At 58.0% G+C, this 12,326-nt stretch carries 11 protein-coding genes; 2 read left to right on the top strand and 9 right to left on the bottom strand.

Going from position 1 to position 12,326, the window contains the following annotated elements; genetic code table 11:
- Positions 1–35 precede the first annotated feature (35 nt).
- The 4 genes from IM300_RS17875 to IM300_RS17860 are packed head-to-tail and all read right to left on the bottom strand — an operon-like array spanning position 36 to position 3,392.
- On the bottom strand, positions 36–338 hold the full coding sequence (locus IM300_RS17875) for a PTS lactose/cellobiose transporter subunit IIA (protein ID WP_014168006.1): 303 nt from the start codon (positions 336–338) through the stop codon (positions 36–38).
- A 5-nt stretch (positions 339–343) separates the two neighbouring features.
- The gene (locus IM300_RS17870) at positions 344–1,720 is read right to left on the bottom strand and encodes a glycoside hydrolase family 1 protein (protein WP_193037645.1); all 1,377 of its coding nucleotides are present in this window, start codon (positions 1,718–1,720) and stop codon (positions 344–346) included.
- 17 nt (positions 1,721–1,737) lie between these two features.
- Positions 1,738–3,066, bottom strand: a complete 1,329-nt coding sequence (locus IM300_RS17865; RefSeq protein ID WP_193037643.1) for a PTS sugar transporter subunit IIC — start codon at positions 3,064–3,066, stop codon at positions 1,738–1,740.
- Between the two features lie 11 nt (positions 3,067–3,077).
- Positions 3,078–3,392 carry a PTS sugar transporter subunit IIB gene (locus tag IM300_RS17860; RefSeq protein ID WP_045336018.1) on the bottom strand — a complete coding sequence of 105 codons (315 nt, stop codon included), beginning with the start codon at positions 3,390–3,392 and terminating at the stop codon, positions 3,078–3,080.
- A gap of 293 nt (positions 3,393–3,685) precedes the next feature.
- Between IM300_RS17860 and IM300_RS17855 the strand changes: the two genes are divergently transcribed.
- On the top strand, positions 3,686–4,636 hold the full coding sequence (locus IM300_RS17855) for a LacI family DNA-binding transcriptional regulator (protein ID WP_063452081.1): 951 nt from the start codon (positions 3,686–3,688) through the stop codon (positions 4,634–4,636).
- A gap of 99 nt (positions 4,637–4,735) precedes the next feature.
- On the opposite strand, the gene IM300_RS17850 is transcribed toward IM300_RS17855, so the two are convergent.
- From IM300_RS17850 to IM300_RS17835, 4 genes are all read right to left on the bottom strand, one after another.
- Positions 4,736–6,100 carry an efflux transporter outer membrane subunit gene (locus tag IM300_RS17850; protein WP_193037642.1) on the bottom strand — a complete coding sequence of 455 codons (1,365 nt, stop codon included), beginning with the start codon at positions 6,098–6,100 and terminating at the stop codon, positions 4,736–4,738.
- On the bottom strand, positions 6,100–9,210 hold the full coding sequence (locus tag IM300_RS17845; protein ID WP_193037640.1) for an efflux RND transporter permease subunit: 3,111 nt from the start codon (positions 9,208–9,210) through the stop codon (positions 6,100–6,102). The genes IM300_RS17850 and IM300_RS17845 overlap by 1 nt, the downstream gene beginning before the upstream one ends.
- Positions 9,210–10,331 (bottom strand): efflux RND transporter periplasmic adaptor subunit, encoded by a 1,122-nt coding sequence (locus IM300_RS17840; protein WP_193037638.1) that lies wholly within the window; start codon positions 10,329–10,331, stop codon positions 9,210–9,212. The genes IM300_RS17845 and IM300_RS17840 overlap by 1 nt, the downstream gene beginning before the upstream one ends.
- Positions 10,332–10,478: 147 nt before the next feature.
- Complete coding sequence (locus IM300_RS17835; RefSeq protein ID WP_022646570.1) at positions 10,479–11,048, bottom strand: TetR/AcrR family transcriptional regulator; 570 nt, start codon at positions 11,046–11,048, stop codon at positions 10,479–10,481.
- A gap of 185 nt (positions 11,049–11,233) precedes the next feature.
- Here IM300_RS17835 and IM300_RS17830 point away from each other — a divergent pair, with 185 nt between their 5' ends.
- A complete protein-coding gene (locus IM300_RS17830; protein WP_063868674.1) occupies positions 11,234–11,653 on the top strand; it encodes a GNAT family N-acetyltransferase in 420 nt (139 codons plus the stop codon).
- On the opposite strand, the gene IM300_RS17825 is transcribed toward IM300_RS17830, so the two are convergent.
- Positions 11,650–12,297 (bottom strand): TetR/AcrR family transcriptional regulator, encoded by a 648-nt coding sequence (locus IM300_RS17825; protein ID WP_063868675.1) that lies wholly within the window; start codon positions 12,295–12,297, stop codon positions 11,650–11,652. The two genes, IM300_RS17830 and IM300_RS17825, sit on opposite strands and share 4 nt — an antisense overlap.
- Positions 12,298–12,326 lie beyond the last annotated feature (29 nt).

Genomic DNA, 12,326 nt, shown 5'->3' with positions numbered 1-12,326 from the left:
GTACAGAGGTATTACAGTACTTATTTCGCCATAGACTATCTCTGATATAAATGAATGATTTCTTCAGACAATTCACGCGCTAATAAGGAATTCATTAAATGATCCTGGGCGTGCACCATAATTAACGTCATCGGCTGGCGGGCTTCGCCCGCATCCTGCTCGATCAGTTTGGTCTGCATCTTGTGCGCCTGGCGCGCGTAGCCGTCGGCTTCGCGCAGCAGGCTTTTGGCTTCATCAAGGTTACCCTGACGCGCCGCGTGCAGCGCTTCAAAGCACAGGCTGCGGGACTGTCCGGCGTTGACGATAATTTCCATTACGGCTTCTTCTAATGCGATCATCATCTTTACTCTTTATCAAAGCGATTATTTAAGGCGGTGGCGGCAAACCACTCGCCGCTTTTCTTCATGGTGCGCTGCTGCGTCTTTAAATCGAGCTGAATAAAACCGTAGCGGTTTTTATACGCATTACACCACGACCAGTTATCAATAAACGTCCACATATGGTAGCCAAGGCAATTGCACCCTTCGCTAATCCCTTTGTGCAGCCACGATAAATGCTCTGAAATAAACTCGATGCGGTATTGATCGTTAATCTGACCATTTTCAATAAAGCGCTGTTCATTTTCGACGCCCATGCCGTTTTCCGAAATAAAGCAGCGAGGGTTACCGTAATTGTCGCGCAGGTTAACCAGAATATCGTAAATACCCGGCGCGTAGATTTCCCAGCCGCGGTACGGATTCATCTTGCGGCCCGGCAACTCGTAGTTATCAAAGAACCACTCCGGCATAAACGGCGCCTGCGGGTTCACCGCGCTGTCGCGACACTTCACGCGACGCGGCTGATAGTAGTTCACGCCGAGCAGGTCGATTTTTCCTTCCGCAATTAGCGCGCTGTCTTCCGGCTTGCAGGCAGGCAGCTGATCATACGCTTTCAGCAGCGCCACCAGGTCCGCCGGATATTCCCCGCGCAGGACCGGGTCAAGGAAGCTGCGGTTAAACATCAGGTCTGCGATGTGCGCGGCCTTCACGTCCGCCGGGTTCTGCGAGCGCGGGTAGGACGGCGTCAGGTTCAGCACGATGCCGATCTCCCCCGCGTAATGCCCGGCGCGGTAGGCCTGAACCGCCTTCGCGTGGGCCAGTACGGTGTGATAGGCCACGATCGCTGCCCGACGAAAATCCACCACGTTCGGGTAGTGGAAGTCGTACAGATAACCGCCTTCTACCGGCACAATCGGCTCGTTGAAGGTAAACCAGTGCAGCACGCGATCGCCAAACAGCTCGAAGCAAATCTGCGCATAGCGGGCGTAAGCGTCCACCACGTCACGGTTTTCCCAGCCGCCGGTCTCCTGCATCGCCATCGGCATGTCGAAATGGAACAGGGTCATAAACGGCGTGATGCCCTGTTCATTCAGCTCATCAATGACCTGATTGTAAAAATCGACCGCTTCCGGGTTCACTTCACCGATACCGTCGGGGATCAGGCGCGCCCAGCTAATCGAGGTGCGAAAGCTGTTGTGGTTCAGCTGTTTTAACAGCTGAATATCCGTTTTCCAGTGCTGATAAAACGTGGAGGTCTGCTGCGGCCCCACGCCGTTGTGAAAACGGTTCGGCTCGCGGGCAAACCAGTAATCCCACGTGGTTTCCCCCACTCTTGCCCCTTCGGTCTGGAGAGCGGAGCTGGCGCTGCCCCACCAGAAGTTATCGGGAAATGCGTATTTCATGATTCTTCCTCTTTGACTTAATTGCTTGTGGCTTCAGCGGCACCCACGGTTGCAGCCTGCGCTTTCTGCTCTTCGTTTTTGATGAGCGTACGCTCGTAGGCGCGCAGGAACGGCAGGTACATCAGCGCCGACATCACCATGCAGACGAGGCACATCACCACCGGGCTGAGCGCCCAGTTCGCCGCCCACGAGGCGCCAATCGGCGCGGGGGTGGTCCACGGGGTTAATGACACCACCTGCGCCAGCCAGCCGAGCTTCGTCGCGCCGTACGCCAGGCAGGCGTTGACCAGCGGAACAAACACAAACGGGATAAACAGCATCGGGTTCATGATGATCGGCGCGCCGAACAGAATCGGTTCGTTGATGTTAAAGAAGCTTGGCACAACGCCCATTTTGCCGATGGTGCGCAGGTGCGTAACGCGGCTGCGCAGCAGCAGGAACGCCAGCGGTAGGGTTGAGCCTACGCCGCCAATCAGCAGGTAGTGGTCCCAGAAGCCTTGCAGATAAACGTGCGGCAGCGCTGCGCCCGCCGCCAGTGCCGCCTGGTTTGCCGAGAGGTTCGCCATCCAGAACGGGTTCATGATGCCAGTGACAATCAGCGACCCGTGAATACCGGCAAACCAGAAGATCTGGCACAGCAGCACGGAGAGCAGAATCGCGGGCAGGGAGTCAGACGCGGATACCAGCGGCTCCAGCAGGTGCATGATCGCCTGCGGGATGATCATGCCGGTCTGCGCTTCAATGAACAGGTTCAGCGGGTGCAGGGTACCGATCACCACCATCACCGGGATCAGGATCTCAAACGAACGCGCCACGCCGGTCGGCACTTCCTTCGGCAGACGGATGGTGACGTTGTTCTGCTTCAGCCACGCATAGACGCGGGTAGAGTAAATCGCGGTGATCAGCGCGTTGAAAATGCCCTGACCAGAGAGGTACTGCGTGGAGATCTTCCCGTCGGCATACGGCGCGGCGACCAGCAGGAAAGCCATAAAGGCCAGCAGGCCGGACATCACCGGGTCGAGGTTGAACTGACGTCCCAGGCTCGCGCCAATCCCCACCGAGATAAAGAACGTCATCACCCCCATGCTGAGGTTAAACGGCAGCATCAGCTGTTCGCGGTAGGTCTCGGAAAAGTCCAGCCAGCCGCGGGCGAAGCTGTTGGTGGTATCCGCTGAGAACGGCGGGAAGATAAACACCAGCATAAACGAGCCGATGATCATGAACGGCAGCGCGGCGGTAAAGCCGTCGCGGATGGCAATCACATACTTTTGCTGACCCAGCTTCGCGGCCAGCGGGGTAATTGATTGCTCAATGACCGCGACCATAGATTGATATAACGAACTCATGTGAACACCTTTTAGTGTGCCGCTTCGATGAGCGACAGAGCATAGTCCAGTACTTTATCGCCACGCTGCATGCCATAGTCCATCATGTCGATGGGCTGCACCGGAATGCCTTGCGTCGCTGCCTTGTCTGAAAGCGTCTTTAACATGTATTTCACTTGCGGTCCGAGAAGTACCACCTGATAGTGCGGAAACTGCGTATCAAATTCGGATACGCCGTACGCATCTATCTTCACGGGCAAGCCCCGTTCTTTTGCAACATCGACCATTTTGCTGACCAGCAGGCTGGTGGACATCCCGGCAGAGCAGCACAGCATAATCTTGAACATCGACAACCATCCTCAAAATGTAAAAAGTTATTGCGAGGATGATTGGACATGATACGGAAACCGGTTTCCATTCATAAAAGACAGAAGTGTGACAACCATCAATATCCCCTGCTTATGGGGCTTATTAACTGGATGTGGGTCACATAATTTGGCTGTTTTGACATCAATTTGAGTGGAAACGGAAAATCGGTTTCCATGGAAAACGGAAACGGATATACTCCGTTCTGGCTATAATGTGAGCCGTAGCGGTGATGGAAATTACAGGCGCCAGTTGCGTCTGACAGGGGAGAAAGATGTCTACAATCAACGATGTATCACGTCTGGCCGGGGTGTCCAAAGCCACGGTATCACGGGTGTTGAGCGGGTCGCGTGGCGTTAAGGAAGCCAGCCGTCAGGCTGTGCTGAAAGCGGTGGATGAGCTGAACTATCGTCCTAACGTGATTGCCCAGTCGCTGCTCAGCCAGTCGACGGGCTGCATTGGGGTGATTTGCGCGCAGGAGAACATTAACCAGACCACCGGTTACCTGTACGCGCTGGAAAAGCACCTCAGCCAGCATCAGAAACACCTGCTGCTGCGTTTCGCGCACACCAAAACAGAAGTGATGAACGCCCTTGAAGAACTCTCCTGCGGCTTATGTGATGACATTCTGGTGATTGGCGCGCGTTTCCCGCTGGATGTCGACATGGACAACGTGATTCTGGTCGACTGCATGGAGGCCGATAACGCCAACAGCATTCAGTTTGATCACGCGTTCGCGGCTGAAACGGCGTGTAACTACCTCACCAGCCAGGGGCGTCGCCAGATTGCCCTGATCCACCCGCACGGCAGCGGATTCGCTGACCAGGTGCTGCTGGGCTACAAGCACGCGCTTGAGAAAAACTTCCTGCCCTTTAATCGCAACCTCGTGTTTATGGACGCGACCTCGTCGTCCGTTGCGCTTCAGGAATTACTCAACAACGCGTCCACGCTGAACTTCAACGCGCTGCTGGTGGCGGACGAGCAGGAAGCCCAGCGGGTGATCCCGCAGCTTCAGGCGTTTAATAAATCGGTACCGGAAGACATCATGGTCTTTAGCCTGGCCGGTTCGCTGCATCTGCCGGGTATCCCGGTGATCCCGGCTATTGAGTATTCCATGGACGCCATGGCGGCGCGCATCGTGACCTGGCTGAATGAAAAAACGCAGATGCTGGGGTCGTACGTGCTGCGTGGGGATTTAATTATTCCGGATGTGCGCAAGCGTTAAAAAGCGAACCCCCTTTCATGTCATACCCGGCCAGCTAAATATACAGGCCGGGTAAGCATGCTGCGCACCAGACCCGATCAAACCCCCCGATTCAGAAGGCTACTGAATCCCACCGCCCAGCGATTGCCACAGCGTGATGCGGTTTTCCAGGTCGGTTTGCTGCAAGGCAATCAGCGATTCCTGCGCCGACCACAGCGACCGCTGCGCGGTAAGCACCGTCAGATAATCGCCCGCGCCGGCCCTGTAGCTGCGCGTCGCCACATCCAGTGTTTTTTGCTCCGCCGCCACGTATTCACGCTGGGCATCGAGCTGCTCGCTCAGCGTTTCGCGCCGCGCCAGCGCGTCGGCCACGTCCTTAAACGCGCTCTGGATGGTTTTCTCGTAGGTCGCAATTAACCCTTTTTTCTCCGCTTCCGCATAGCGCAGCTGCGCCATATTGTTGCCCCCGCTGAACAGCGGCAGGGTGATGGACGGCGCGAACGACCAGACCTTCATGCCGTGACTGAACAGGGATGAGAGCGAATCGCTGCCGACCCCCGCGCTGGCGGTCAGCGAAATGGTCGGGAAGAAATTGGCGCGCGCTGCGCCGATACTGGCGTTGGCGCTCAGCAGATTATGTTCCGCCTCCTGAATGTCCGGGCGGCGCAGCAACGCGCTGGAGCTGACGCCCGCCGGAACCAGCGTGATGGCGTTGTCGCTCAGGCTCTCCAGCGTGCCGGGCAGCAGGTTATCGGGCACCGTATCGCCCGCCAGCAGGTTAAGGGCGTTTTTGTCCTGCATGACCAGCGTCCGGTAGCTCGCCACGCTGGCGCGCGCCTGCTGGTATACCGCCATCGCCTCACTGACGTCCGTGGCGGCGGCCACGCCCACTTCCTGCTGACGTTTGACGATCTTGAGCGAGTTCGCGGCGCTCTCGAGAGTGGATTTTGCCAGCGCCAGATTGCTGTTATCCGCCGCCAGCGTCACCCAGGCCGTGGTCAGCTCGCTGACCATCGTCAGGCGCGTGTTCTGCGCGGTGAATTCGCTGGCAAGCCAGGTTTCACGCGCGGCGCGGGACAGGCTCTGATTGCGGCCAAACAGATCCAGCTCGAAGCTGGAGACCGCGCCGCGGGCTTCGTCGCTCGTCGTCACGCCGTTCGCCAGCGTGCGGCTGCGGGTGTGGCTCAGTTCTGCATCCACCGTCGGGAACAGGGACGACCGCGTTTCGCCATACTGGGCGCGAGCGGCGTCGATATCCGCAATCGCTTTTTGCACGTCGCGGTTGCTGTTGAGCGCCATCGTCACCACGCTTTTCAGCCGCGCATCGTTCATCACCTGCTGCCACTGGCTCACCACGGCGTTGGCCTCGCCGTGCGCGCCGGGTAAGGTTGCCGGGACGGGGGCGTCCGGGCGTTGGTAGGTTGGGTCTAACGACACACAGCCTGCGCTCAGCAGGGCTAACGCTAAAACAGTGACACGAAACATTATGACCTCCGGTTTGCGTGCTTACCGGAGAACAGACGTTTCACCAGTACAAAGAATAAGGGAACAAAGAAGATTGCCAGCAGCGTCGCGGCCAGCGTCCCGCCGATGATGCCGGTACCGATCGCCACGCGGCTGTTGGCCCCGGCGCCGGTAGCGATGGCCAGCGGCGTCACGCCGGCGATAAACGCCAGCGAGGTCATGATGATCGGACGCAGACGCGTCTGGGCGGCCCGCAGGGCGGCACGCGTCAGGGAGTAGCCTGCGGCAACTTTGGCTTCGGCAAATTCGACAATCAGAATGGCGTTCTTCGACGACAGACCGATGGTGGTCAGCAGCGCCACCTGGAAATAGACGTCGTTGTTCAGGCCGCGCAGAGAGGCGGCAACGGCCGCGCCCAGCACCCCAAGCGGGATCACCAGAATGACCGAAATCGGCACCGACCAGCTCTCATACAGCGCCGCCAGGCACAGGAACACCACGAGGATGGAAAGGGCATACAGGCTCATCGCCTGGCCGCTCGCCAGTTTTTCCTGCAAGGATAAACCGCTCCACGCCCAGGTGCTGCCGGACGGCAGGCTGTTCGCCAGCTGCTCCATTTTGCTCATCGCCGTACCGGAGCTGGCGCCACTGGCGTTTTCACCCTGAATTTCATACGCCGCCGAGCCGTTGTAGCGCACCAGGCTTTCCGGGCCATACTCCCAGCGCGTGGTGGCGAAGGCGGAGAAGGGGGTCATGGTGCTGTCGCTGCCGCGCACATACCATTTGTTAAGGTCCGACGGTACCGCGCGGGTGTCGCTGTCGCCCTGAATGTAGACCTTTTTCACGCGACCGCGATCGATGAAGTCGTTCACGTAGGTGCCGCCCCAGGCGCTGGAGAGGGTGTCGGTAACGTCGCTCAGGGACAGCCCCAGCGACACGGCTTTGTTGTTATCGATATCCACCTGAAGCTGCGGCATCTGCGGCAGATCGTTGGCGCGCACGGCGTGCAGCGAGCTGTCCTGATTCGCTTCGCCAATCAGCTGGTTACGCAGTTTCAGCAGCGCGTCGCGGTCGGTGCCGCCGCTTGCCATCAGCTCAAAGGTAAAGCCGTTGCTCTGGCCCAGACCGTCCACCGCCGGCGGCGTCATCGCAAAGATGGTCGCATCGCGAATGGTGCTCAGCTCCTGCGTGGCGCGCAGAGCAATGGCCTGCGCGGTGTTTTCCTCGCCTTTACGCTCTGACCAGTTCTTCAGGGAGACGAACGCCATCCCGGCGTTCTGGCCGCTGCCGCTGAAGCTGAAGCCCTCAACGGTAAAGATGACGTCGGTATTGGCTTTCTCTTTGGTGAGGAACCACTCGCGTACCTGGCGGCTAACCTCGGCGGTACGCACCGCGGTTGCGCCGGCAGGCAGGGTGTACTGCACCATGATTTCTCCCTGGTCTTCCGTTGGCAGGAAGCTGCCCGGCAGTTTCAGCATGGCGAAGCCCATCGCGCCACAGAGCAGGGCGTAGATCGCCAGCATGCCGCCGGAGCGTCGCAGGGCGCGCAGGACCTTGTTCTGATAGCCGTGCTCGGTCCTGCTGTAGAAGCGGTTAAACGCGCCGAAGAAACCTTTCTTGTGCGGCGTCGTGTGGTTCAGAATCGAGCCGCACAGCGCGGGCGTCAGGGTCAACGCCACCACCACGGAAAGGAACATCGCCGAAATAATGGTGACCGAGAACTGACGGTAAATCACCCCGGTCGAGCCGCCGAAAAAGGCCATCGGCAGGAATACCGCAGAGAGCACCAGCGCAATGGCGATCAGCGCGCCGGAAATTTCGCCCATTGATTTTTCGGTCGCTTCCCGGGCGGGCAACCCTTCGTCGCGCATAATACGCTCGACGTTTTCCACCACCACGATGGCGTCATCCACCAAAAGCCCTATCGCCAGCACCATGGCAAACAGCGTCAGGGTGTTGATGGAGTAACCGAACAGCGCCAGCACGCCGAAGGTGCCCAGCAGCACCACAGGTACCGCCAGCGCGGGGATCAGCGTTGCGCGGATGTTTTGCAGGAACAGGTACATCACCACCACCACGAGGATAATGGCTTCGAACAGGGTCTGTATCACGTCCTCAACGGAGATCTTGATGAACTCGGTGCTGTCTTTCGGATAGGCCACGTCGTAGCCTTCCGGCATCGACTTTTTGAACTCGGCGATCTTGTCTTTTACCGCCGTGGCGGTGTTAAGCGCGTTCGCGCCCGGCGAGAGCATCACCGCCATACCCGCTGCCGGGTGGCCGTTCAGCTTCGCGGTGGCGGTGTAATCTTCGCTGCCCATCTCCACGCGCGCGACGTCGCTGATGCGCACCACCGCGCCGTTAGACTGGCTCTTGACGATGATCTTTTTGAACTCGTCGACCGTTTGCAGGCGCGACTGAGCGCGGACGGTCGCGGTCAGCTGTTGGGCGTTCGACGACGGCAGCGCGCCGATTTTACCGGCAGAGACCTGCACGTTTTGCGCTTCAATCGCGCTCTGTACGTCGGAGGGCATCAGCGAGTACGACGCCAGCTTCGCCGGATCGAGCCAGATGCGCATGGCGTATTCCGCACCGAACACCTGTAGGCTACCGACGCCATCCACGCGCGCCAGCGGATCCTGCATATTACTCACCAGCCAGTCGGCGATATCCGAGCTGCTGGCGGTATCCGTTTTGTCATACACGCCCATGATCAGCAGGAAGTTGCTTTGGGATTTTTCGACGGTGATCCCGGACTGCTGCACCTCGGTCGGCAGGCGCGATTCCGCTTGCTGGACTTTGTTCTGCACCTGCACCTGAGCGGTGTCCGGGTCAGTGCCCTGCTCGAAGGTGACGGTAATGCTCACCGATCCGTCCGAGCTGCTGGTGGAGGTGAAGTAGAGCAGGTTATCCAGCCCGGTCAGCTGCTGCTCGATCACCTGCGTCACGCTGTTTTCCAGCGTCTGCGCGGAGGCACCGGTATAGGTGGCGGAGATTTTGATCGACGGCGGCGCAACGTCCGGGTACTGCGCGACCGGCAGCGTGCGGATGGCCAGCATCCCGGCGAGCATGATAAGAATAGCGATAACCCAGGCAAAGACCGGGCGGCGCACGAAGAAACGGGAAAACATCAGGCGTTTCCTCCGCTGGCTTTCATCGCTTCAGCCTTAACTTCCTGCCCGGCGGTGACTTTGTCGGTACCTTCCACTATCAGCTTATCGCCCGCCTTCAGGCCACTCAGCACCAGCCATTTGTCGCCGTAGGTGTCGCCCGTCTCCAGCTGACGCTGCTCGACCCTGTTGCTGGCGTTCACCACCAGCGCGGTGGCGGTACCTTTGGCGTCGCGGGTGATGCCCTGCTGCGGCGCGAGGATCGCGTCATTCTTGATGCCCTCATCCACTCTGGCGCGGACGAACATGCCCGGCAGAAGCTGATGCTGCGGGTTCGGGAAGACGGCGCGCAGGGTGACAGAGCCGGTAGACTCATCTACTGCCACTTCGGTCAGCGCCAGGCGGCCTTTTTCGCTGTAGGTGCTGCCGTCTTCGAGCGTCAACGACACGCTCAACGTATCGCTGTTGCTGGCGAGGGTTTGCTTGCGCAATCGCAGCAGATCGGCACTGGAACGGGTTAAATCGACGTACATACTGTCCAGCCCGCGAATGGTGGCCAGTGCCGTATCCTGCTGGGCGGTGACCAGCGCGCCGGGGGTCACCGAGGAGATACCGATACGTCCTGCAATCGGCGCGGTGACGGTGGTCCAGTTAAGGTTAATGCGGGCGCTCTCCAGCGCGGCCTTCTTTGACTCGACGCTGGCCTTGTCCTGCGCGCAGGTCGATTTCGCGTCTTCCGCATCCTGTCGTGATACGCCGTCGTCTTTCACCAGCTGCGCATAGCGCCGGGCTTTCTGGCAGTCGGCCTGCACCAGCGCCTGCGCCTGTTTTAGTGCGGCGGCAGCTTCATTGTACGCGGCGCGGTAGCTGGAAGGATCGATCTGATACAGCGCCTGCCCGGCCTTGACCGTATCGCCTTCGGTGAAGAGCCGTTTCTGGATAATGCCGCCCACCTGGGGGCGCACTTCGGCGCTCATCGCGGCGGTGGTGCGACCGGTCAGCTCGCTGACGACGGACACCGGCTGGCTCATGAGTGTGACAATCCCCACTTCCGGAAGAGGACGCTGGGGAGCAGATGTTTGCGCATTATCGCACCCTGTCAGGAGGAGTAATGCCGCGATGGAGGTTGTTATGGTTTTCATAATCTTTTTCCAGGGTGAGCGAAGCCTGCCCTGTTAATCGCTTAACAGGGAGGAGGACTAATTAAAAGCACAGCGATACCACATCTCTGGCAGAGCCAGAAATGAAAAAAAGGAAATTACTTATTTCCGCTAATTATTCACATGCGATTACTTCGCAGAGAAAAGCATATTTAAAATATTCTGATAAATGGGCTCTAATTGTTCTGACGGCACTTTTAATGGCGTGAGTCGACGGTAAATCGTGCCTTCGATCATCACGGCGGTAATCTCCACGCAGCAGCGAATATGCTCATCGCTCAGGTGGGGGAACTGCTTTTTCAGGTGCTCACAGGCGTTGGCGAACATGCGGGCTTCGGCTTCGATCAGCATGTTTGCCACCAGCGGATTGCGCGTGGCCTCTGCGGACATTTCAAGCATGAGCGCGTCATCATCTTCGTTAAGCGTCTGGCGCCAGGCAAGCGCCTGCGGCATCCCTTCAACCAGGGTTTTACCCTGCATCTCCTCGATACGTGAGTCGATAATGCGACGGATCATCTCTTCAATGATCGCGTCTTTGTTGCTGAAATAGCGATAGATTTGTCCGACGCTGAGCCTGGCTTCGCTGGCAATCTGCGACATGCTGGCAGCGTGAAATCCACTGGCGCGAAAGCAGCGGCGCGCGGCGGTGATGATTTCGTCCTGTCGCAGTTTTTGTCGTTCTTCCAGCTTTGTACTCATCGTTGGCTACCGTAAAAAGTGAGAATGATCGTTCTCATTATACGTTTTCGGAGCCTATTGGAAAGGCTTTTTTTATTTACATATTGAATGAATATTTCCTTGTTTAAACAATGGAGGAAATAAGGAGTTTTTATGAAGGTTAAGCTGTGAGATATTCAGATTGCGCTGAAAATAAGGAGAAAATTATGCACCTGAGCATTACAGATAATGTCACGGCTGAAGAAAAAGAAGAATTATTAACGGGGCTAAGAGCCTATAACGCGCAGTATTTAGATCTTGCGACGTTTAGCGGCGATATTGGCGTATATGTGCGAGACGACAACGGCGTCATGCTGGGCGGATTAATCGGCGTACGTAAAGGCGACTGGCTGAACATCGACTTTCTGTGGGTTAGCGACAGCGTGCGCGGAACGGGCGTTGGCAGCCAGCTCATCAAAACGGCCGAAGAAGAGGCCCGCCGCAAAGGCTGTCGTCACGCGCTGGTGGATACGGTCAGCTTCCAGGCGCGTCCGTTCTATGAAAAGCAGGGTTATCAGGTGCAGATGTCCTTGCAGGATTACCCTTATCAGGGAATGCAGAGACACTATCTGACCAAACATCTTTAACCGCCGATCCCGTTGCCGATCACGGCTAACACGTGGCGCACAACTTTCTCCGGCGAGAGGGCGCTAAGCCTCTCGTCGTTGCGCATGCGTGAGAACGGCACCAGCACCAGGCTCAGTAGCGTCGTGAACAGCAGTTCGGGGGCCAGGGCCGGATTCAGCTTTCCTTCCTGCTGCCAGCCTTTAATGGTTGTCAGCGTGGTCTGATATTTCTCATCGCCAAAACGTTCCTGCAAATGCGTACGCAGTACTGGCATCTCGCCAATCACCTCCTGCATCCACAGCGGTGCAAACCAGTGGTGCTCTTCCGCCAGTTCGGCCAGCACCTTAACCATTTCCGTAAGGGCATTGACCGGAGACTCCCGATTGTCGGCGAAAATGGTCCCGATCCGCTCGCGTAACGGCAGAAAGCGCTCCTCGATCATCGCATCCAGCAACTGCTCTCTGGAGTTGAAGTAATAGTGCAGCATGGCGGGCGTCACGCCAGCTTCGCGGGCGATGGCGTTCAGCGAGGTATTGGCAATCCCCTGGCGGGAGAAGAGGTTCAGGGCGATATCCAGCAGCTGCTCGCGGCTGGCGGTAACGCGTTTGCCGCCGCGCGGACGACCGGGACGGCGGGGTTCAGAATTGTCTTTTAGTGCTGGCACGGTCGCGCTGTCTCTTGATCTTATCCATA

This window comes from Enterobacter cloacae complex sp. I2, assembly GCF_014896205.1.
Taxonomy (GTDB): domain Bacteria; phylum Pseudomonadota; class Gammaproteobacteria; order Enterobacterales; family Enterobacteriaceae; genus Enterobacter; species Enterobacter quasihormaechei.
The sequence above is the reverse complement of the archived record's forward strand: the minus strand, read 5'-3'. Positions and strand labels throughout refer to the sequence as shown.